The 26,250-nt window shown below is 53.3% G+C and carries 2 protein-coding genes; both read left to right on the top strand.

Annotation, left to right across the window (positions count from 1 at the left end; all coding sequences use genetic code 11):
• Positions 1-517 precede the first annotated feature (517 nt).
• Positions 518-13,330, top strand: coding sequence for a non-ribosomal peptide synthetase (locus OCV37_RS13585; RefSeq protein ID WP_261888099.1), 12,813 nt, complete (start codon positions 518-520; stop codon positions 13,328-13,330).
• Positions 13,331-13,345: 15 nt separating this feature from the next.
• Positions 13,346-26,248 carry a non-ribosomal peptide synthetase gene (locus OCV37_RS13580; protein WP_261888098.1) on the top strand — a complete coding sequence of 4,301 codons (12,903 nt, stop codon included), beginning with the start codon at positions 13,346-13,348 and terminating at the stop codon, positions 26,246-26,248.
• The last annotated feature ends 2 nt before the right edge of the window (positions 26,249-26,250 follow it).

The raw sequence follows: 26,250 nt of genomic DNA, 5'->3' as shown, positions 1-26,250 counted from the left end.
GTGTCAGTTTGTCTTCATCGGTGTGATTTGCGTTCAGTTAAAATTTTTTTGCATTTTATTATGTAAATCTATCATTAATAATTTGTGGATAATTTTGGTTTTTGAACGGTGTGTTTTAAGTTGAAAAATATCTTTTTGATTGTTTTATTATTATATCATGATGATTATGATTGTTTTTAAAGGATAGGTTCTTGTTATTTCTTATTGGCTTTGACCAAATTATGGAGTTTTTAGTTCATCCCAATGGTGTCAGAATAATATAACTTGATTGTCAGAGAATGAATGAGGTAATTTGGGCTGTAAATGTCATCATTAGGTCAAATTCATTTTAAATTATAAAAGTAAAGAGAAAAGCATAATTAAATAATACATTTATCATTAATTGATTGTCACTTTTGATTACGTCATATCTAGCATATATGAGGTTTTAGTATCTGGTATTACATATATCAGGTGCACTTTGTCTTATGCGTAAAATACAAATAATAAAAAAATAACAAATGAAGGTTGGTGCTATATGAATACGAATACTCGCGAAGCAAGTAAGCAAAATTCTCTTCTCCATACTCCGTCAAATGTATCTTCTCCTTTACCACTCTCGACACCACAGAAAGGAATCTGGTTCGCCCAGCATATTGTGAATCATATCGGACCCCGAGTATTCAAAGTGGCCGGATATCTGGACCTGCCGGGTAACATTCATCCAGAGATGATGGAATCTGCGGTAAGGCAAGGTGTCGGGGAAGCCGACACATTCCATATCAAAGCCGGTTACTATCAAGAAGAATTACAACAAACAGTTGAGTATTTTGGGGATTGGGAACTGCCTTTCATTGATTTTTCTCAGGAAGCGGATGCCGATGCTTTAGCGATGACATGGATGGAGAAACGGCTTGACCATCCGGTCTCCGCTGGCGACAGAACACTCCTGTTTGAGTTTGCTTTGCTAAAAGTTCATGCCGAACAATATTATCTTTATTGTAGTGCCGACCATATAACCACTGACGGATATGGTTTTATGATGCTGGTGGGGCGTTTTGCCGAAATATATTCTGCATTACATGCCGGTCAGGCGGTGCCAGAGAGTCAGCTATTAGGGATTGAGGCCTTGTTGGAGGCTGAAAACACGTATCGTGATTCAACGGGGTTTGTACGTGACCGCGAATTCTGGCTGAACTATATGGCGCAGATTCAGGCGTATCAGCCAGTTTGTCTGGCAGGGCAGAGTACTTCGTGTTCTCAGGTACTCAGTGAGCGTAAGCAGATCCCCCTTGATATCTATGAACGTTTACTTGGTGTTGCCGAACATTACAAGACGACACTGGCAACACTGATCACCGCACTGACCTCCGTTTATCTCCACCTGATGACCGGAGAGTCGTCCATGCTGCTCGGTTTTACACATCGTGGAAGAATGGGGCGGACATTACGTAGAACCACAGGTCTTGCTGTCAATATTTTGCCGTTGGGGGTACAGATCGATACAGAGACCACATTGAGTCAACTGCTGGAACAAGTTGCTCTCCATGTCGGCAAAACATCACGTCATTCTCGCTATTACAGTGAGGATCTGCGTCAAGAATTGAAACACGGAGACAATCAAGGCTGGTACAGCACCGTACTGAATTTCGTGCCTTCTGAATACGAACTGTTTTTCGGGGATGTCTCTGCAACGGTGGTCAATACCGCGATTGGTCCGGTTGACGATCTGTCGTTTACATTTTATGACCGAGGGCCGCAGCAAGGGTTGACCCTGTATCTCAATGCGAACCATGACTTGTATGAAAGGCATGAAATTCAGCGTCATTTGAGTCGTCTGGAATCCTTTTTGAGTGAATGTGTTCGTGCCGAATCTGATATGACTTACCCGGCACGTCTGAGTGTGCTGTCTCAGGATGAACGTGATTTAGTGCTCGATACTTTTAACCAGACAGCGATGGCATATCCTGAGCAAGCGTGCCTTCATCACTTATTTGAAACGCAAGTGATTCAAACCCCGGATGCAACGGCTGTCATTTCAGAGGATGAGACCCTGAGCTATGCCGCACTGAATACCCAAGCCAATCAGTTAGCGCATCGCCTGATTAGACTCGGTGTGACCCCTGGCTGTTACGTGGCGGTAATGGTTGAGCGTCGTTGCTCTATGGTCTCGGCATTACTGGCGACGCTAAAAGCGGGCGGGACTTATGTTCCGCTCGATCCGCTGTTTCCGTCTGAGCGGTTGCAATACATGATCGCCAATAGCCGTCCGGTGGTACTGATTACCGATGGTACTGTCGATGTCGAACAGATATTTGCTGAGCGGGCAGCACAGTTGAAAGTCTTGGATCTCAGTCAGGAAGTGCTGAGTGATGAGGCGGCTGATAACCCAGTGATTGCGTCCCTGACCAGTGAGCATCTGGCCTATGTCATTTATACCTCCGGTTCGACCGGGCTACCGAAGGGCGTGATGGTGCCGCATCGCGGTGTGGTCAATTTCTTGATCAGCCAGCAGCAGCAACATGCAGTGAGCTCCAATGACCGGTTACTGGCGATCACCACCATTTCATTTGATATACACGTTCTTGAAATTTACCTGCCACTTATCAGTGGTGCCACTTTACATTTGGCTGATAAAGCCTTGTCGCGAGACGGTGAAGCGTTAGCGGCTTACCTCGACAGCCAAGATATCACCATTTTTCAGGCAACACCGGCGACATGGAAACTCTTACTGGCTGCAAGCTGGCAAGGTTCCCCGCGATTAAGTGGGCTGATCGGTGGCGAATCATTTTCAAAAATACTGGCCGATGAGCTACTTCATCGTGTCGGCCGGTTGTGGAATATGTACGGTCCGACGGAGACAACTGTCTGGTCGACAACACATCCACTGAGCCTGACGGACGATGGGGTACTGATTGGGCAACCCATTGGCAATACCCGGATTTATATTCTCGATCAGCACCATAACCCCGTGCCTGTCGGTGTCAGTGGTGAAATTTATATTGCCGGAGCCGGGGTGACAGCCGGGTATCTCAACCGGGAAGACCTGACCGCAGAGCGGTTTATCCCTGATCCGTTTGTGACCGAAACCGGAGCGTTGATGTATCAAACCGGAGACTTAGGGCGTTGGGACAGTCAAGGGCGTATCACCTGTTTAGGCCGGAGTGATTTTCAGGTCAAGATCCGGGGCTTCCGCATCGAGCTGGGTGAAATTGAATCGCTGATGCAAGGGTATGACGGGATTGCTGATGCCGTCGTGACAGCACCGACCATGGCTGATGGTGAGCCGCGTTTGGTGGGGTATTATGTGGCTGAAGATTCGACGCAATCCGGGGAAACATTTGAGGAAGGTTTAAAGGCTGAATTACGGCGTCGTCTGCCGGATTATATGGTGCCGGGGCTCTATGTTGTAATGGATACCTTCCCGCTGACACCGAGCGGTAAGGTGGATCGAAAAGCGTTACCCGCAGTTGATGAATCAGTACTTCCGCGGCAGACGTATGAAGCACCCGAAGGTGAAATTGAAACCAAACTGGCCGAAATTTGGTCGGATCTTTTGGGGGTTACCCCGGTCGGGCGTCATGACAATTTCTTCGAACTCGGCGGTTATTCGTTGGTTGCGATGCAATTGATTTCTCGGATTCGTCAGCAATTTCAGGTTGAACTGGCATTAGCCACAGTATTCAGCCAACCGATGCTATCTGCATTGGCCCGTACGCTTGAAAAGGCCTCTCCGACGCCAGTGAAAACCAGCATTGAACCATTAGGCAGCGATGTCATTCCCCCCTTATCGCTTGCACAGCGGCGGTTATGGCTTTTATCTCAAATTGATGATGTGGCAACAACCGCGTATTTGATGGTCGGGCGGTTTACCTTGCGGGGGCAATTGGATATCGGGGCTTTGCAACAAGCGCTTGATCACCTGATCTCCCGCCATCACATTTTACGGACATGTATTGATATCCGTGATGGCGAGCCGGTGCAGAAAATTCTGCCGGAAGGGCAACGGATGATGCTCACCCAGATCGAGGCACATGATGTTCAAGCGATTGCATCATTTGCCACAGATATGGATTTATCTGCCGGGCCACTATTTCAGGGGCAATTGATCGCGATTGATACAGAGACACATATTTTGCGTCTGGCGATGCATCACATGATTACCGACGGTTGGTCGATCAACCTCTTAATGCGAGAAGTTAGTCAGCTTTATCGTGCTTTGGTTGAAAATACTCCCAACCCATTGCCACCGTTAACGATTCAGTATGGTGATTATGCTGCATGGCAACAACAGAACATACAGGATGAACTGCTGCAACAGCAGAGCGAGTATTGGGTAGAACAGCTACGCGGGATCCCTGAATGTCTGACATTACCGACCGATCGTGCGCGTCCTGCCAAACAGTCCTTTGATGGTGCCGAAATAAAATGCGTGCTGGATAAAGAATTAACCACAGCACTGCAAACATTAAGCCGGGCGCATGGTTGTACGCTTTACATGACCTTATTGGCTGGCTGGTCGGTATTAATGGGACGCCTCGCCAATCAGGAGGATGTGGTGATCGGCTCTCCGATCGCGGGCCGGAACCGCGCTGAACTGGAGCAACTGATCGGTATGTTCGTCAATACGCAGGCGATGCGGATCGATCTGTCTGCCAACCCGAACACGATGGATCTGCTGGCACAGGTCAAAACCACAGCGCTGGCAGCGCAGGCACATCAGGACATCCCGTTTGAGCAGGTGGTGGAATCTGTGGCACCGCAACGAAGCTTAGCTCATTCTCCGATTTTCCAAGTGATGTTCGCTTTACAGAATGTCCCTGATGGCAATTTGCAGTTACCCGGTTTGTCGATTTCAGCGGTGGAAGCCGAAGTGTCAACTGTCCAGTTTGATTTAAATCTCTTTGTCTATCCGTCAGGTGATCAGCTTGAGGTGACACTCCACTATGCCACGGCACTGTTTGATGCCGCCACAGTGGAGCGTTATCTCGGCTACTGGCAAGCGTTGTTACAGCAGATGATAGCGGCACCGACACAAGCGGTCGGCTCCTTGAATATCCTTACGGACGCTGAACGTGACTTGGTGCTCAATCAGTTCAACCAAACGGAGACTACATTCCCCGATGATACCTGCCTGCATACCCTGATTGAAGCGCAGGTGGCGCGCAGCCCGGATGCAACCGCCGTTATCTTCGAAGACCAGACTCTCAGTTACGCCGAACTGAATGCCCGGGCCAACCAACTGGCGCACTGGCTGATTGAGCAGGGTGTGCGTCCTGACAGCCGGGTCGCAGTGTGTCTGGAACGAAGCTGTGAGCTGGTGGTTTCCCTGCTGGCGATTCTCAAAGCGGGCGGTGCCTATGTGCCGCTTGACCCGGGGTATCCGACCGAGCGGCTCACTTATATGTTGTCCGACAGTGCGCCGGTGGCTTTGCTGACCACAGGTGCATTGCGCGATGTATTGGGCGAAATCCCGGCCAGTACCCGTCTGGTGGATTTAGCCTCAGTAGTGCAGCCGTGGCTGGATTGCCCGCAGACCAACCCTGAAGTGGCGGAGCTGACCAATCGTCATCTGGCGTACATCATTTACACCTCCGGCTCCACCGGTTTACCCAAAGGGGTGATGAATGAGCACCGTGGCGTGGTCAACCGTCTGGACTGGATGCAACAAGACTACGGCTTTGGCAGTGATGATGTGGTGTTGCAGAAAACCCCGTTCAGTTTTGATGTGTCGGTGTGGGAGTTCTTCTGTCCGTTATGGTCGGGAGCGACGCTGTTAATGGCCAAGCCGGAAGGACACAAAGACCCGGATTACCTGAAATCCCTTATCACCCGTCAAGGGGTGACCATCCTGCACTTTGTGCCGCCGATGTTGCAGAGCTTCCTTGAGGTGGTGAGTCCCAATGATTGTCCGAGTCTGCGGCTGGTGTTCTGTAGTGGAGAAGCCCTGCCAGCGGAAGCGATTCGTAAGAGCTATGCGCGTTTACCACAGATTGAATTACATAACCTGTATGGTCCGACGGAAGCGGCGGTGGATGTTACTGCGTGGCACTGTCCGCGGCAACTGGAAGGTGACCGGGTTTCGATTGGTCATCCGGTGGCAAATACCCGGATGTATGTGCTCGACAGTGCCGGTCATCCGGTTCCGGTCGGTGTTGAAGGGGAGTTGTACATTGGCGGAGTGCAGGTGGCCCGCGGCTATCTGAACCGCGATGAGCTGACCGCAGAGCGGTTTGTTGCCAATCCGTACGACAACACCTATCCGGTGATGTACCGCACCGGTGATGTGGGTTGCTGGTTAGCGGACGGGACGATTGAGTATCGGGGCCGTAATGATGACCAGGTGAAAATCCGCGGTTTCCGGATTGAGCTGGGTGAAATCAGCTCGGCGTTACAAAGCTGCACGGGGGTGCAGGATGCGGTGGTGATTGCCCGAGCCTTTGGCGAGAGCGGCGACAAACAGCTTGTCGGTTACTATACCGCGGCGAATCAAGACGCGGTGCCGGATGTGGCGACGTTGAAAGCTGAATTGTCTGAGCGTTTACCGGCACATATGGTACCGGCCGTGAATGTTTTGATTGATGCGATGCCATTGACGCCGAACGGCAAAGTGAACCGTAAGGCGCTGCCTGCGCCGGATATCGACTCGGTGGTGCGGCACGAATATCAGGCACCGGTGGGCGATGCCGAGGAAAAACTGGCGGCGATTTGGTCTGAGTTACTGGGCGTTGAGCAAGTGGGCCGTGCCGATAACTTCTTTGAGCTGGGCGGTCACTCTTTGCTGGCAGTACGGATGGCGGAGCGGCTGCGTCAGCAAGGGTATCAGCTCGTGATCCGTCATCTGTTCTCTCAAATTACATTGGCAGAGCTGGCTGAAACCTTGATCGTGCAAGCGGCGGGTGCCGAGAGCGAGATTCCAGCGAACCGGATCCCGGCCAATTGCCAACATATCACCCCGGAGATGTTACCGTTGGTGTCTCTGGATCAGAAGGCCATCGATGTGATAGGTCAGACCGTCGATGGCGGTGTAACCAACATTCAGGATATTTATCCATTGGCTCCGCTCCAGGAGGGTATTTTGTTCCATCATCTGTTGGAACAACAAGGCGATCCTTACGTGACGCGGGTGGTGCAAAGCTTCCAGAATGAAGCGGATATCACAACCTTTATTACGGCGCTGCAACATGTCATTCAGCGGCATGATATTTTGCGCACGGCGGTGGTCTGGGATGGTCTGGAAACGCCGGTTCAGGTGGTCTGGCGTAAAGCGCCGGTGGTTTTACATGCTCTTGCGGCAGACGAACTGGATGATGCTGATAAGGTGGATAATGTCGCCGTCCGGTTGTGCCAGCACTTTGACCCGGCTCATACCCGGATGGATATTCAGCGGGCACCGATGATTGAGGCTTACAAAGTGGCCGATCCGGCGCAAGAGCGTTGGTTACTGTGCTTCCTGCTACATCACTTGTGTAATGACCACACCACGCTGGAGCTCCTGATTGAAGAGGTGCAGGCCTATATCAGCGGCCGTGAAGCGGAGCTGCCAAAGCCGTTGCCGTTCCGTAACTTTGTTGCCCAAACCACACTCAATGCCAATCAAGAGGCACATCTGAATTATTTCCGCACGTTGCTGGGTGATGTGGATGAGCCCTGTGATCCGTTTGGGTTGCAGGCTGCCGGTGATGATGCGCATGTCGAAGCAACCCATGTGGTGATTACTGATGATGTCGCACAGACGATCCGTGTACTCTCCCGGCGTTTCAGTATCAGCCCGGCAGCACTGTTCCATCTGGCGTGGGGGGTTGTGGTTCAGCGTGCTACCGGACAGGATGATGTGGTTTTCGGCACGGTATTATTCGGTCGGATGGCCGGCGGTGACGGGGCGGATCGGGTGTTGGGCATGTTCCTCAATACTTTACCACTGCGCCTCGCGTTAGCCGATACCTCAGTTGAATCAGCACTGATGCAGACTCAGCAACGGTTGGCTGAATTACTCGAACATGAACATACCTCGCTCGCGCTGGCACAGCAATGCAGTGGTTTGAGCAATCACACCCCGCTGTTCAGTTCGCTGCTCAACTACCGTTATCAAGGTGGCAGTGCTCAAACGGCTGCAGATCAAGAGACATTGGGCACTCTTGAAGTCGCAGCTGAAAATACCAACTATCCGTTAACGGTGGCGGTCAACGATATTGTCGACGGCGGATTCTCGTTAGATATCCATATCAGTCCGCGCCTCAGTGGCGAGCGGGTCGGCTCAATGTTGACGGTCGCTTTGGCCGAACTGGTGGGGGCTCTGTCTGTACCGTCTGATCAACCCGTCAGCCAACTCAATATTCTTGCCGATGCTGAACGTGACTTGGTGCTCAATCAGTTCAACCAAACGGAGACTACATTCCCGGACGATACCTGCCTGCATACCCTGATTGAAGCGCAGGTGGCGCGCAACCCGGATGCAACCGCCGTTATCTTCGAAGAGCAGACCCTCAGTTACGCCGAACTGAATGCCCGGGCCAACCAACTGGCCCACTGGCTGATTGAGCAGGGTGTGCGTCCTGACAGCCGGGTCGCAGTGTGTCTGGAACGAAGCTGTGAGCTGGTGGTTTCCCTGCTGGCGATTCTCAAAGCGGGCGGTGCTTATGTGCCGCTTGACCCGGGGTATCCGACCGAGCGGCTCACTTATATGTTGTCCGACAGTGCGCCGGTGGCTTTGCTGACCACAGGTGCATTGCGCGATGTATTGGGCGAAATCCCGGCCAGTACCCGTCTGGTGGATTTAGCCTCAGTAGTGCAGCCGTGGCTGGATTGCCCGCAGACCAACCCTGAAGTGGCGGAGCTGACCAATCGTCATCTGGCGTACATCATTTACACCTCCGGCTCCACTGGTTTACCCAAAGGGGTGATGAACGAGCACCGTGGTGTGGTCAACCGGCTGTACTGGATGCAACAAGACTACGGCTTTGGTAGTGATGATGTGGTGTTGCAGAAAACCCCGTTCAGTTTTGATGTCTCGGTGTGGGAGTTCTTCTGTCCGTTATGGTCGGGTGCAACCCTGTTGATGGCCAAGCCGGAAGGACACAAAGACCCTGATTACCTGAAATCTCTTATCACCCGTCAAGGGGTGACCATCCTGCACTTTGTACCGCCGATGTTGCAGAGCTTCCTTGAGGTGGTGAGTCCCAATGATTGTCCGACTCTGCGGCTGGTGTTCTGTAGTGGAGAAGCGCTGCCGGCGGAAGCGATTCGTAAGAGCTATGCGCGTTTACCACAGATTGAATTACATAACCTGTATGGTCCGACGGAAGCGGCGGTGGATGTCACCGCATGGCACTGTCCGCGACAACTGGAAGGTGACCGGGTGTCGATTGGTCATCCGGTAGCAAATACCCGGATGTATGTACTCGACAGTGCCGGTCATCCGGTTCCGGTCGGTGTTGAAGGGGAGTTGTACATTGGCGGAGTGCAGGTGGCCCGCGGCTATCTGAACCGCGATGAGCTGACCGCAGAGCGGTTTGTTGCCAATCCGTACGACAACACCTATCCGGTGATGTACCGCACCGGTGATGTCGGTTGCTGGTTAGCGGACGGGACGATTGAGTATCGGGGCCGTAATGATGACCAGGTGAAAATCCGTGGTTTCCGGATTGAGCTGGGTGAAATCAGCTCGGCGTTACAAAGCTGCACGGGTGTGCAGGATGCGGTGGTGATTGCCCGAGCCTTTGGCGAGAGCGGCGACAAACAGCTTGTCGGTTACTACACTGCGGCGAATCAAGACGCGGTGCCGGATGTGGCGGCGTTGAAAGCTGAATTGTCTGAGCGTTTACCGGCACATATGGTACCGGCCGTGAATGTTTTGATTGATGCGATGCCATTGACGCCGAACGGCAAAGTGAACCGTAAGGCGCTGCCTGCGCCGGATATCGATTCAGTGGTGCGGCACGAATATCAGGCACCGATGGGCGATGCCGAGGAAAAACTGGCGGCGATTTGGTCTGAGTTACTGGGCGTCGAGCAAGTGGGCCGTGCCGATAACTTCTTTGAGCTGGGCGGTCACTCTTTGCTGGCAGTGCGGATGGTGTCTCGGGTACGCGAACAGCTCGGGCGTGAATTATCACTGGCGACGCTGTTCTCTCATGCGACCTTACATGAAGTCGCTGCTCAGCTTGATGAGGCGCAAGGTGCGACATTACCTGCGATTACCCCGTTGGCTGAAGGACAAGCGATTCCCTTGTCACTGGCACAGAAACGGTTGTGGTTCTTATCTCAGATGGATCCTGATGCGGTCTCTGCGTATGTGATCACCGGCGGGGTGCGATTGGAAGGGCCGTTAAATATTGATGCATTACAGCGAGCACTGAATCGAATTGTTGCCCGTCATGCGCCATTACGGACACATTTTGCTGATCTCGATGGCGTGCCTGTACAGATGATTGGCAAAACCTGGCATGAGTTTCCAATGAGCTGGCTGGATGGTGAATCATTAATTGATGAATTGTCGCCATTCCTGCCCCAATTTGATTTAACCCAAGGCCCGTTAGTTCAGGGACAACTGATCCGTATCCATGAACACGAGCATTGGCTGCGGATTGCGATGCACCATATGATTGCTGATGGCTGGTCGATTGGGGTGCTGACGCGTGAACTGTCGGCATTGTATCGTGCATTTACTCAGGGACAACCCGATCCATTGCCACCGTTACGCATTCAGTATGGCGACTATGCGGCTTGGCAGCAGACCCATTTACAGGGCGAAGTGTTGCAACGTCAGCAACAGTATTGGACCGAACAACTCCGTGATATTCCTGACTGCTTAACCTTGCCGATGGATCGGCCTCGTCCGGTGACTCAGGATTATTCGGGGGCTGCAATTCCGGTCTGTTTCGATGCATCACTGACGGCATCTTTACGTGAGTTCAGCCAGCGACACCGTAGTACGCTCTACATGACCTTGCTGGCCGGCTGGTCTGTGGTGATGAGCCGTCTTGCCGGGCAGGACGATATTGTGGTGGGTTCTCCGGTTGCCGGACGGACACAAACCGAGCTGGAAGATTTGATCGGAATGTTTGTCAATACTCAGGCACTACGAGTCAATCTGAGTGAGCAGCCGGATAGTGTGACATTGCTGAACCAGATCAAAACCACTTCGTTACAGGCTCAGGCACATCAGGATATTCCGTTTGAGCAGGTGGTTGAAGCGGTTGCTCCGACACGAAGTCTTGCTTACAGCCCCATTTTTCAGGTGCTGTTTGCCTTACAAAACTTACCGGAAGAACGGATTGAGCTCGATGGGATGTGTCTGTCGTTATTAGCGGAAGAATCCAGTCGTGCTCAGTTTGATCTCAGCCTGATCGTTCATGAATCAGCGGATCGCATTGAAGGGACGCTGAATTATGCAACGGCATTATTTGAACCGGAAACGGTACAGCGTTACCTCAGTTACTGGATCACCCTGTTAGAAAACATGGTGCGTCAGCCTGAGCAACCGGTGACCGCACTAGCGATGCTCACAGAAAGTGAGCAGCAACACATGCTGCACCACTTGAATCAGACTCACAACGCCTATCCGTCCGATTGTGGTATTCATACGTTGTTCAGTCGACAGGCCAGTGAAACCCCTGATGCTATTGCTGTCATCGCGGCAGAAGAAGGGTGGCGTTATGCGCAGGTTAATGCCCGGGCCAATGCATTGGCACACCGGCTACAAACCTTGGGTGTGACGCCCGGACAGCGGGTTGCGATCTGCTTACCCCGTTCGGCCGCTCTGGTGGTGGCAGAACTGGCAATTCTCAAATGTGGCGGGGTCTATGTACCGCTCGATCCGGCGGCACCGGCAGAGCGACTGGACTATGTGCTCCGCGACAGTGGGGCAACGATTGTGCTCGCAGAAGCCGGTACGGCGGATGATTATCCGTCGCTGCACGTCTTAGAGATGACACCGTCGCTGCTTAATGAAACCCGTGATGAACCAGTCTCGGTATCTGTCAACGGGGATGCGCCGGCCTATGTGATGTACACGTCCGGCTCAACCGGTCAGCCGAAAGGAGTTGTCGTCCCTCATCGCGGGATTGCCCGTCTGGTGCTGAACAATGGTTATATGGCGGTACAACCGTCAGACCGGGTGGCATTCGCGGCTAACCCGGCCTTTGATGCGACCACGCTCGAAGTCTGGGCACCGCTGCTCAATGGCGCTGCGGTGGTGGTGATTGAGCAGGAAACGTTACTCGATGTGGCGGCCTTTGCCCAAGCGTTGAGTGCCCATCAGGTCAGTATTCTGTGGCTGACGGTCGGCTTGTTCAATCAGTATGCGCAAGGTTTAAAAGCCGTGTTACCAAGCCTGCGTTATCTGCTGGTGGGCGGCGATGCCCTTGACCCGGCAGTGATTCGTCGGGTGCTGGCAGAGAGTGCACCACAACATCTGCTCAACGGTTACGGCCCGACAGAAACCACGACTTTTGCCTTAACTCATGAAATCACGGCTGTCGATGCCGATGCGGTGAGCATTCCGCTGGGTCGTCCGATAGGTAACACCCAAGTGTATCTGCTTAACGCGCACGGTCAGCCGGTGCCACAAGGGGTGGTCGGTGAGCTGCATATCGGTGGTCACGGGGTTGCGTTGGGGTATCTCAATCAGGATGAGCTGACGGCCGAGCGGTTTATCCCGGACCCGTATGCCCCGGGCCCGAATGCGCGGATGTACCGGACAGGAGACTTAGGTTATTTGCGAGCGGACGGAACCATTGAGTTTGTCGGCCGGAATGATTTTCAGGTCAAGGTGAGGGGTTTCCGGATTGAGCTGGGCGAGATTGAGTCGGCGCTGGTGTCATGTGGTGTGGCGTCAGCGGTGGTGATTGCGACGGGTGATTCGGCTTCGAAACGACTGGTGGCGTATTTCACCCCGGGTGATGAAGCATTGACGGCCAGTGATCTGAAATCGCGTTTGGCGAGTCATTTACCGGATTACATGGTCCCGGCGGCTTATGTTGCGCTGGCAGAGATGCCGCTGACGGCCAACGGTAAGGTGGACCGTAAAGCCCTGCCTGAGCCGGATGAAAGCGCCTTAGTTCGTCGCGAGTATGAAGCGCCGTTAGGTGAGCTCGAAGAAATGGTGGCCGACATTTGGCAATCCTTACTGGATGTGGCAGCCGTCGGTCGTCAGGACAGCTTCTTTGAATTAGGCGGTCACTCACTGCTGGCGGCCCAATTAATTTCAAGAATTCGTCAGGAACTGGACTTGGAAGTGCCATTGGTTGAGCTTTTCTCTCATCCCACATTAGCCGCCTTCAGTCAACGTGTGGCTTATATCGGTCTTGCTGAGTTTGATGTCAGCGATTTAATGGATTTAGCAGAATAATGGGAGACATACATCATGAGTACAAATGATGATTTGGGTGCATCAATGAAAAATTTGTCTGGCGATGACGTCGTCAAATTATTTGAGCTGGCAAAAGCCCGCGGCCTGAAACGGAAAAAGAAAGACAAGCCTGCAGCGATTGAGCCGGTGCCCCGTTCTCCCGAAGGGGAACCGTTAGCACTGGCACAGCGCCGCATCTGGTTTTTATCTGCAATGGAACAGCGTGCATCCGACGCTTACATTATTAACGGGGCCTTTCGACTGAAAGGTCAGCTTGATGTCGCCATCTTGCGGGAAACACTGGATCAGATGGTTTCCCGTCATGAAGCGCTCAGAACAATTTTCACGACTCAGGATGGTCAGCCTTTGCAGCGGATTATGCCTGCAGATTCGGGGTTTTTACTGGAGGAAATCCCTCTCGAACAAGCGAATCTGGTTGATCTCTCACAACCTTATCTGCCCCATTTTGATTTATCGACAGGCCCCTTGGTGAGGGCGGAATTAGTCCATGTTCAGTCACATGAATATGTGCTGCGTGTGGCACTACATCATGCTATTGCCGATGGGTGGTCGATGAGCGTGTTTATTCGGGAAGTGGGTATTTTATATGCCGCCTTGTGTCAGGGGCGCAGTAACCCGCTGCCACCGTTACCGATTCAGTTTGCCGATTATGCGCACTGGCAACAGGCTTTGGCTGAATCCGTGATTCCGCGTCAACGGGAGTACTGGGTTGAGCAATTAAAAGATGCACCCGAGTGTCTGGCGCTCAGAACTGATTTTCCACGTCCGGCAGAACAAAATCATGCCGGGGACAGTGTGAATTTCACGTTAGATCGCACCTTAACTGCCGCCCTGAAAGCACTGGGACAGCGTCATGATACCACGTTGTTTATGACGCTATTTGCCAGTTGGGCGACGTTAATGAGCCGTCTGGCCAGTCAGGATGATGTGGTGATCGGTGCACCGGTCGCCGGGCGTAATCGCACTGAGTTGGAAGGCCTGATCGGGATGTTTGTGAATACACAGGCCTTACGGGTGGACTTAAGTCAACAACCCGATACTCCGGCGTTACTGGCACAAGTGAAAGCCACAGCACTGGCGGCACAGTCGAATCAGGATATACCGTTTGAGCAAGTGGTTGAAGCGGTGCTGACCAACCGTCATCCGGCGTATACACCGCTGTTTCAGGTGATTTTCGCATTACAGAATTTGCCAGACTCGACCTTGACGCTGCCCGATATTTCTCTCGCGCCTGAAGAGGAACCGTTTCAAACCGCGAAGTTTGACTTAAGTCTGCTACTCAGTGAGTCGGGGGACACCCTGTCCGGTTATCTCAATTATGCAACCGCTCTGTTTGAAAAAGCGACGATTGAACGTTATCTCGGTTATTGGATTCGCTTATTGCAAGGCATGGTTGAGCAGCCCGATTTACCCGTGACAGCTCTGCCGATTTTGGGTGAGGATGAATTCCAAACGGTCATTCATCAATACAATCAGACCCATTATGCTTATCCCGCCAAAGAAGGGATTCACACCCTGTTTGCGCGACAGGCCCGGCTCTCTCCTGAGGCGATTGCGGTGGTCACTGACGAAGGTCAATGGTCATACGCGATGTTAGATGCCCGGGCAAATGCGCTGGCAAATCGATTGCAAACTCTTGGTATTCAGGCCGGGCAGCGCGTCGCGATTCTGCTGCCGCGCTCCGCGGCTTTGATTCAGGCTGAGCTGGCAATTCTCAAAGTCGGAGCCGTGTATGTGCCGCTTGACCCGGCCGCCCCGGCAGACCGACGGGATTATGTATTACATGATAGTGAAGTCACCGTCTTGATTGCTGAGCCCGGTACGGCTGGCGATTATCCATCGTTGCAGGTTGTGGAGATGACTGATGCCCTGATTGAGGAGACTCGCGATGAAACTGTGTCTGTGTCGGTCAGTGGTGAGGCTCCGGCTTATGTGATGTACACCTCTGGCTCAACAGGACAGCCCAAAGGCGTTGTCGTATCCCACAGAGGGATTTCACGACTGGTGATCAATAATGGTTATATGACGGTGCGCACCGCTGACCGTTTTTCGTTTGCAGCCAACCCTGCCTTTGATGCGACCACCTTTGAAGTGTGGGCTCCGCTGCTCAATGGCGCGACGGTGGTGGTCATTGACCAGGAGACGTTACTGAATGTTCAGGCGCTTGAGCAGGCATTGCTCAATCACCAAGTCAGCGTGTTGTGGATGACGATTGGCTTGTTCAATCAGTATGCACAAGATTTAAAAACGGTGTTACCGGGACTACGCTATCTACTATTTGGCGGGGATTCACCTGATCCAATGGTGATCCGACGCGTGCTGTCCGAGGGAGCGCCACAGCATGTGGTGCACTGCTATGGTCCGACAGAAACTACCACCTTTGCTGCAACACATGAAGTGATCGCCGTCGATGAGGATGCCGTGAACATCCCGCTTGGCTATCCGATTGGCAATACACAGATATATCTGCTGAACAGTCAGGGACAACCTGTCCCACAAGGCGTGGTCGGTGAATTATATATCGGTGGTGACGGGGTCGCATTAGGGTATCTCAATCAAGATGAGTTGACCGCTGAACGTTTTATTCCAGATCCATACTCACCGCAGCCAAATGCACGGATGTATAAAACCGGTGATTTAGGTTACAGACACCCGGACGGCACGATCGAATTTATCGGCCGGAACGATTTTCAGGTCAAGATTCGCGGATTCCGGATTGAATTGGGTGAAATCGAAGTCGCATTGATCTCAAGTGGTGCTGATAGTGCGGTTGTACTTGCCCAAGGTTCGGATGCCGGTTCGAAACGTCTTGTCGCTTATTTTACGACACAAGATCAGCAGGTCACGGCCGCCGAACTGAAATCGCGATTAGCTGAGCGTTTGCCCGATTACATGGTGCCGAAAGCATATGTTGCACTGGATAAAATGCCGATCAACGCTAACGGTAAAGTTGACCGTAAAGCTCTGCCTGAGCCGGATGAAAGTGCTTTTGTCCGTCAGGCGTTTGCCGCGCCCGAAGGTGTCGTTGAATCCACTTTGGCTGATATTTGGTCTGCGTTACTCGGTGTAGAACTCGTAGGGCGGGATGATAACTTCTTCGAACTCGGCGGACAGTCGTTACTGGCGGTACAAATGATCGAGCGGTTACGTCAGCAGGGCTATCAGATGGTGATTCGGGATCTGTTTGCCCGGCCGACAATGGCTGCACTGGCAGAAACACTGGTTGTACTAAACCCGGCTCAGCAGCATGACATTCCGCCCAATCTCATTCCGGTGGATTGTCAGCACATTACCCCGGAGATGTTACCGTTGGTGACACTGAACCAGTCAGAGATCGATCTGATCAGTGAGACTGTGGCTGGCGGTGCGGCCAATATTCAAGATATTTATCCGCTGGCACCACTTCAGGAGGGGATCTTATTCCACCATTTACTGGCCGAACAAGGTGACCCATACATTACCCGGTTTATTCAAAGTTTCAGGAATGAAGCGGAAATCGAGACGTTCATGAGCGCACTGCAGCAGGTGGTGCAGCGCCATGACATTTTGCGCACCGCCGTCGTTTGGGATGGCCTGAATATGCCCGTCCAGGTGGTGTGGCGTGAAGCTCCGGTGGTACTGAAAACCCTTGATGCTTCTCAGCTTGAGCACGTTGCACAGACCGATGATGTGGCCGAGGCGTTGAGCCGTCATTTTGACCCGGCTCGTACCCGGATGGATATTCAGCGCGCGCCGATGATTGAAATCTATCAAGTCGCAGATCCGGCGCAAGACCGTTGGTTGCTGTGCTTTTTATTCCACCATCTGTGTAATGACCACACCACGCTGGAATTACTGGTTGAAGAGGTGCAGTCTTACGTGACGGGGCAGGAAGCGCTGCTGCCTAAGCCGCTACCGTTCCGTAATTTTGTCGCGCAAACCACGCTGAAGCAGTCTGACCGCGATGACCATTTGCGTTATTTCCAAGCGTTGCTGGGTGACCTTGATGAACCTTGTGTACCATTCGGACTACAGACACAAAGTGAGCTGGAAGAAGGCGTTCACGTCGCGATTGAGCCGCATCTGGCGCAGCAGTTGCGTGTGCTGGCGCGTCAGAAAGGCCTGAGTCCGGCTGCGTTATTCCACCTCGCATGGGGATTAGTGGTGCGTATGGCCACGGGGCAGGATGATGTGGTTTTCGGCACCGTGCTGTTCGGTCGTATGGCTGGTGGGGAAGGGGCTGATCGCGTGCTCGGGATGTTCCTCAATACCCTGCCGTTACGGCTTTCTTTTGCCGGAGCATCGGCTGAATCGGCACTGAGCCAGACTCAACAACGGTTGGGTGAATTACTCGAACATGAGCATACTTCATTAGCTTTGGCTCAGCAGTGTAGTGGCCTGAGCAATCAGACGCCATTATTCAGCTCGCTGCTCAACTACCGCCATCAAGGCGGCAGTGCACAGCATACCGAAGAGACCGATGCGCTGGGTTCGGTGGTTTTCGCTGCTGAAAATACCAACTATCCGTTAACGGTGGCGGTGAACGATATTATCAACGGCGGATTTTCGTTAGATATTCACGTCAGTCGGCGCATCGGTGGCGAGCGGATCGGCGCGATGATCGTGACTGCACTGCACGGGTTGGTGAGCACACTGATGACCCAGCCCGATACATCCGTTAGTCAATTGGATCTTTTACCTGTTGATGAACGTGACAATGTACTGAACCGCTTTAACCAGACCGCAATGCCATATCCTGAGCAAGCGTGTCTTCACCAGTTATTCGAAAAGCAAGCCGAGCAGAGCCCTGATGCACTGGCTGTGGTCTCGGGCGATGACTCCTTAAGCTATGCCGCGCTGAATACTCAGGCCAATCAGTTAGCCCATCGCCTGATTGCACTCGGAGTCACTCCGGGCAGTTATGTTGCGGTGATGGTCGAGCGTAGTTGTGCCATGGTCACGACTTTACTGGCAACGCTCAAAGCGGGCGGGGCTTATGTGCCGCTTGACCCGTTGTTCCCGTCCGAGCGGCTACAATACATGGTGGCCGACAGTCGCCCGGTGGTACTGATTACCGACGGGACGGTTGATATTGCCGCGACATTCGGTGCGCAGGCATCGCAGTTACAGGTACTGGCGCTCAATCGGGAATCATTGGCGGATGAGCCGACAGATAACCCGGTGGTTCCGACCCTGACCAGCAACCATCTGGCGTATGTGATTTACACCTCCGGCTCAACCGGACAACCGAAAGGGGTGATGGTACCGCATCGCTCGGTGGTCAACTTCCTGACCAGTCAGCAGCAACAGCATCAGGTCAGCGGGGATGATCGCTTACTGGCGGTCACCACGATTTCATTTGATATTCATGTGCTGGAAATCTACCTGCCGCTCTTAAGTGGTGCCGCACTGCATCTGGCGGACAAAGCATTGTCACGGGACGGTGAAGCGCTGGCAGCTTATCTGGATAATCAGGATATCACGCTGTTTCAGGCGACGCCGGCAACGTGGAAGCTGTTGTTGGCGGCTGGCTGGCAGGGCTCTCAACGGTTAAGCGGTCTGATTGGCGGCGAGTCATTCTCGAAAGTTTTGGCGGATGAGATTCTCACTCGCGTCGCTCGGCTATGGAATATGTATGGCCCGACAGAGACCACCGTCTGGTCTGCGACACATCCGTTGAGTTTAACGGATGAGGGGGTATTGATAGGCAAACCGATTGGCAACACCCGGATTTATATTTTGGATGCGTCTCACCAGCCAGTGCCTGTCGGAGTCAGTGGAGAGATTTATATTGCGGGTGCAGGGGTAACGGACGGGTATCTTAACCGTGATGATTTAACCGCAGAGCGGTTTATCCCTGACCCGTTTGTGACTGAATCTGGCGAGCTGATGTACCAAACCGGTGATTTGGGTCGCTGGGACAGTGAAGGCCGGATTACCTGTTTAGGCCGGAGTGATTTTCAGGTCAAAATCCGGGGATTCCGAATTGAGCTGGGAGAAATTGAATCCCTGATGCAGGGATATAACGGGATCGCAGATGCGGTGGTTGCTGCACCGGTGATGGCCGACGGTGAGCCCCGGTTAGTGGGTTACTATGTGGCAGAAGCAGGTGTGGCAGAAGCAGGTGTGGCAGCAGGTGCGCAATCCGGAGAGGATTTCGAGGACGGTTTAAAAGCTGAATTACAGCGACGTTTACCGGATTACATGGTACCGGGGATATATATAGCGTTGGATGCATTCCCGCTGACCCCGAATGGCAAGGTAGACCGCAAAGCATTACCTGAAGTCGATGCTTCGTCGCTGCCGCGCCGCACGTATGAAGCACCGCAGGGAGATGTTGAAGTCAAGCTGGCTGAGATTTGGTCTGAGTTATTGGGGGTTGAGCAAGTCGGTCGTCATGACGACTTCTTCGCACTCGGCGGACACTCCTTGATCGCTATCCAGCTGGTGTCTCGGATCCGCGTTGCGCTTGGATTTGAAATATCGCTCACGACACTGTTTACCCATTCGGTATTGTCTGAGCTCGCTGCCATATTGCAAGACGGTCACCTTGCGTCTGCACAGCAGCACTTACCCACGATTACGCCACACTCAGATCAGCAAACACCGCCGTTGTCGTTGGCACAACAACGGTTATGGTTCTTGTCACAGATGAATCCGGCAGCATCATCAGCTTATGTCATTGCCGGGGGAACCAGACTATGCGGTCAATTAGATGTTGCAGCACTTCAGCAGGCGCTGGATCGAATTGTGGCCCGGCATGAAATTCTACGCACGCATTTCACAGAATGTGACGGGCTGGCAACTCAGGTGGTCGAATCTGAAGCGGTTGGTTTTCCACTGGTGATAGCAACCCAAACTGACGCCCCGTTCCAACCGCAATTCAGCCTCGACAGCGGACGCCTGCTACAGGGGCAACTGATTCGTGTCAGTGATGAAGAACATTGGTTGCGAATTGCGATGCACCACATGATTTCCGATGGTTGGTCGGTTAACGTTTTCATCCGGGAACTGGGGGAACTGTATAATGCCTTTACCCACGGTGCTGCGGATCCGTTGCCAGCGCTAACCATTCAGTATGGTGATTTTGCAGCATGGCAACAGCGCTACCTGCAAGGAGACGTTCTGCAACAGCAACAAGCCTATTGGATGCAGCAGTTGCAGGGCATTCCTGACTGTCTGACCTTACCGACGGATCGCAGCAGACCGGCTTATCAGTCTTATGCCGGCGCAGTCATTCCGGTTCAGCTTGATCAGGCAATCACCGACGGGCTCAAAGATTTGAGTCGTCGTCATGGCTGTACACTGTACATGACGTTACTCGCGAGCTGGTCTGCCTTGATGGGACGTCTCGCCAGTCAGGATGATGTGGTGATCGGCACGCCGATTGCCGGACGTACCCGTGCCGAAGTCGAACCTTTGATCGGTATGTTCGTCAATACACAGGCGATCCGGGTTGATCTGTCTGATCGTCCGAACGCGATTGATCTGCTGGCGCAGGTCAAAACCACCACACTGGCAGCACAGGCGCATCAGGACATTCCGTTCGAGCAGGTGGTGGAATCGGTCGCGCCAACGAGAAACATGTCTCATCCGCCCCTGTTCCAAGTGATGCTGAGTTTGCAAAATACCCCTCAAGAGGCGCAAGCGCTGTCTGGCGTCACACTCTCGTTACTGGAAACAGAACGTCGGACCGCGCAGTTTGATCTGACATTGGATCTCTTTGAAATGGATGGTCAGCTTTCCGGAACGCTGAACTACGCCACAGCACTATTTGATGCCGCCACAGTGGAGCGTTATCTCGGCTACTGGCAAGCGTTGTTGCAGCAGATGATAGCGGCACCGACACAAGCGGTCGGCTCCCTGAATATCCTTACGGACGCAGAACGTGACTTGGTGCTCAATCAGTTCAACCAAACGGAGACTACATTCCCGGACGATACCTGCCTGCATACCCTGATTGAAGCGCAGGTGGCGCGCAGCCCGGATGCAACCGCCGTTATCTTCGAAGAGCAGACCCTCAGTTACGCCGATCTGAATACCCGGGCCAACCAACTGGCCCACTGGCTGATTGAGCAGGGCGTGCGTCCCGACAGCCGGGTGGCAGTGTGTCTGGAGCGCAGTTGTGAGCTGGTGGTGTCCTTGCTGGCGATTCTCAAAGCGGGCGGGGCGTATGTGCCGCTTGACCCGGGGTATCCGGCGGAGCGGCTGACCTATATGTTGTCCGACAGTGCGCCGGTGGCTTTACTGACCACAGGCTCACTGCGTGATGTGTTGGGTGAAATCCCGGCCAGTACCCGTCTGGTGGACTTAGCCTCGGCAGTGCAGCCGTGGCTGGATTGCCCGCAGACCAACCCGGAAGTTGCCGGGCTGACCAATCGTCATCTGGCGTACATCATTTACACCTCCGGCTCCACCGGTTTACCCAAAGGGGTGATGAATGAGCACCGTAGTGTGGTCAACCGTCTGGACTGGATGCAACAAGACTACGGCTTTGGCAGTGATGATGTGGTGTTGCAGAAAACCCCGTTCAGTTTTGATGTGTCGGTATGGGAATTCTTCTGTCCGTTGTGGTCGGGAGCGACGCTGTTAATGGCCAAGCCCGAAGGACACAAAGACCCGGATTACCTGAAATCCCTTATCACCCGTCAAGGGGTGACCATCCTGCACTTTGTACCGCCGATGTTGCAGAGCTTCCTTGAGGTGGTGACACCGGGTGATTGTCCGAGTCTGCGGCTGGTGTTCTGTAGTGGAGAAGCCCTGCCGGCTGAAGCGATTCGTAAGAGCTATGCGCGTCTGCCACAGATTGAATTACATAACCTGTATGGTCCGACGGAAGCGGCGGTGGATGTCACCGCATGGCACTGTCCACGACAACTGGAAGGTGACCGGGTGTCGATTGGTCATCCGGTGGCAAATACCCGGATGTATGTGCTCGACAGTGCCGGTCATCCGGTCCCGGTCGGGGTTGAAGGGGAGTTGTACATTGGCGGGGTACAGGTGGCCCGCGGCTATCTGAACCGCGATGAGCTGACCGCAGAGCGGTTTGTTGCCAATCCATATGATTCTGATTATCCGGTGATGTACCGCACCGGTGATGTCGGTTGCTGGTTAGCGGACGGGACGATTGAGTATCGGGGCCGTAATGATGACCAGGTGAAAATCCGCGGTTTCCGGATTGAGCTGGGTGAAATCAGCTCGGCGTTACAAAGCTGCACGGGTGTGCAGGATGCGGTGGTGATTGCCCGGGTCTTTGGCGAGAGCGGCGACAAACAGCTTGTCGGTTACTACACCGCGGCGAATCAAGACGCGGTGCCGGATGTGGCGGCGTTGAAAGCTGAATTGTCTGAGCGTTTACCGGCACATATGGTACCGGCCGTGAATGTTTTGATTGATGCGATGCCATTGACGCCGAACGGCAAAGTGAACCGTAAGGCGCTGCCTGCGCCGGATATCGACTCGGTGGTGCGGCACGAATATCAGGCACCGGTGGGCGATGCCGAGGAAAAACTGGCGGCGATTTGGTCTGAGTTACTGGGCGTTGAGCAAGTGGGCCGTGCCGATAACTTCTTTGAGCTGGGCGGTCACTCTTTGCTGGCAGTACGGATGGTGTCTCGGGTACGCGAACAGCTCGGGCGTGAATTATCACTGGTGACGCTGTTCTCTCATGCGACTTTACAGGAGATGGCGGCACTGCTTGATAACGCGGCGCGGGTCTCATTACCTGCAATTACGCCATTACCTGAAGGACAAGCGATTCCCTTGTCACTGGCACAGAAACGGCTGTGGTTCTTATCTCAGATGGATACACAAGCGACAGCAGCTTATACCGTGCCAAGAAGTGTCCGTTTGCAAGGCAAGCTGGATGCGGATGCATTACAACGGGCGTTGGATCAGATTGTCGCCCGGCACTCGGCACTACGAACCCATTTTGTTTTAGTGGATGGTGAACCCGTGCAAGTGGTCAGTGCACCGACGGTTGGTTTCACGCTCACTTATCTGGATGGGGAAGGCGTGATGGATGAGCTGGCACCTTTTTCACCGACATTCGATCTTACTCAGGGGCCTTTGATTCAAGGGCAACTGATTCGTGTTGCTGATCAGGAGCATTGGTTACGGATTGTGATGCATCACATGATTACCGATGGCTGGTCGATGGATATTTTTCATACCGAACTGGCAGCACTGTATACCGCAAATTGTCATGGTCAGTCGGCCTCTCTGGCTCCTTTGGCCATCCAGTATGGTGACTATGCGGCATGGCAGCAGACCCATTTACAGGGTGAGGTATTGCAACGTCAGCAACAGTATTGGACCGAACAACTCCGTGATATCCCGGATTGTCTGACATTGCCAACTGATCATCCCCGCCCGGCGCATCAGGATTACCGGGGGGCAAGTGTGCCGGTAACGCTCAGTCAGGATCTGACCGAACAGTTACGTCAATTGAGTCAGCAGCATGGCTGTACACTTTATATGACTTTGCTGGCCGGATGGTCCGTTGCGATGAGCCGTCTTGCCGGTCAGGAGGATGTCGTGATTGGTTCGCCCGTCGCCGGACGAACGCAAAGCGAACTGGAAAGTTTGATCGGCATGTTTGTCAACAGTATGGCAATGCGGATTCAACTGACCGAACAACTTAATACCCCAGCATTACTGGCACAAGTCAAAGAGACCGCACTGGCCGCACAAGCGAATCAGGATATGCCATTCGAACAAGTGGTTGAGGCGGTTGCTCCGGCACGACGTTTATCTCATGCGCCGGTGTTCCAAGTGATGTTTGCCTTGCAAAATACACCAGCAAGTCAAATACAACTACCAACGCTGACACTGGCGGCTCTCGAAAGTGAAATATCAACCGCCCAGTTTGATCTGAGCCTTGAAGTTCATGAATACGACGGTGGGCTGCGCGGCTATCTGACCTACGCAACCGCCTTGTTTGAGCCGGAAACAGTGCAGCGCTACCTCAGCTACTGGATCACCCTGCTAGAAGGGATGGTGCGTCAGCCGACGTTGCCGGTCACCGCCCTGCCGATGCTGACCCATCATGAACAGTTACATCTGCTGCAACATGTGAACCAGACCCACCATGATTACCCGTCCGATTGTGGTATTCATACGTTGTTCAGCCAACAGGCCAGTGAAACCCCAGAGGCGATTGCGGTGCTCACCCAGACGGGTTCATGGCGATATGCCGAGTTAGAGGCGCGTGCGAATGCACTGGCGCATCAATTGCGAACCCTTGGGGTGACTGCCGGTCAGCACGTGGCAATCTGTCTGCCGCGTTCTGCAACCCTGATCGCCGCCGAACTGGCGGTTTTGAAATGTGGTGGTGTGTATGTGCCTTTAGATCCGAATGCACCGGCAGAACGCCTGCGCTATGTACTGGATGATTGTGGCGCCGGCGTCCTGATTACTGCATCAGAAAACAGTGCGGCCAACCTGCCACTCACCGTCTTAGCGCTGAATGAATCACGATTGGAGCAACTGCTGAGTGAGTCTCAGGATGAGCCGGTAAGCACTGTGGTCGCCGGGGATTCTCCGGCCTATGTGATGTACACGTCCGGTTCAACCGGTCAGCCGAAAGGAGTGGTCGTCCCTCATCGCGGGATTGCCCGTCTGGTGCTGAACAATGGTTATATGGCGGTGCAACCGTCAGACCGGGTGGCATTCGCGGCTAACCCGGCCTTTGATGCGACCACGCTCGAAGTCTGGGCACCGCTGCTCAATGGCGCTGCGGTGGTGGTGATTGAGCAGGAGACGTTACTCGATGTGGCAGTCTTTGCCCAAGCGTTGAGTGCCCATCAGGTCAGTATTCTGTGGCTGACGGTCGGCTTGTTCAATCAGTATGCGCAAGGTTTAAAAGCCGTGTTACCAAGCCTGCGTTATCTGCTGGTGGGCGGCGATGCCCTTGACCCGGCAGTGATTCGTCGGGTGCTGGCAGAAAGTGCACCACAACATCTGCTCAACGGTTATGGCCCGACAGAAACCACGACTTTTGCCTTAACTCATGAAATCACGGCTGTCGATGCCGATGCGGTGAGCATTCCGCTGGGTCGTCCGATAGGTAACACCCAAGTGTATCTGCTTAACGCGCACGGTCAGCCGGTGCCACAAGGGGTGGTCGGTGAGCTGCATATCGGTGGTCACGGGGTTGCGTTGGGGTATCTCAATCAGGATGAGCTGACGGCCGAGCGGTTTATCCCGGACCCGTATGCCCCGGGCCCGAATGCGCGGATGTACCGGACAGGAGACTTAGGTTATTTGCGAGCGGACGGAACCATTGAGTTCGTTGGCCGGAATGATTTTCAGGTCAAGGTGAGGGGTTTCCGGATTGAGCTGGGCGAGATTGAGTCGGCGCTGGTGTCATGTGGTGTGGCATCAGCGGTGGTGATTGCGACGGGTGATTCGGCTTCGAAACGACTGGTGGCCTATTTCACCCCGGGTGATGAAGCATTGACGGCCAGTGATCTGAAATCGCGTTTGGCGAGTCATTTACCGGATTACATGGTCCCGGCGGCTTATGTTGCGCTGGCAGAGATGCCGCTGACGGCCAACGGTAAGGTGGACCGTAAAGCCCTGCCTGAGCCGGATGAAACGGCTTTTGTCGTACAGCAATATGAAGCGCCGAAGAATGCTATGGAGACGACGCTGGCAGAGATCTGGAGTCAGTTACTCAATGTTGAACGGGTTGGTCGCCACGATGATTTCTTTGAACTGGGGGGACACTCGTTGTTAGCGGTGCGGCTGATTTCAGAGATACAACATCGTCTTCGGATTGAGGTGACGATTACCGAACTGTTTGAGCACTCGGTGCTCTCTGCGTTAGCGATGAAGCTGGCTTATATCAAACTTTCTGCTTTTGCATCACAAGACATCGAAAATGTGGCGCAGCGTTTAGCCAAAGGGAAGAAATAATC

This window comes from Vibrio rhizosphaerae, assembly GCF_024347095.1.
GTDB classification, from domain to species: Bacteria; Pseudomonadota; Gammaproteobacteria; order Enterobacterales; family Vibrionaceae; genus Vibrio; species Vibrio rhizosphaerae.
Note: the sequence above shows the minus strand (reverse complement) of the source record. Positions and strands in the feature narration are given on the sequence as shown.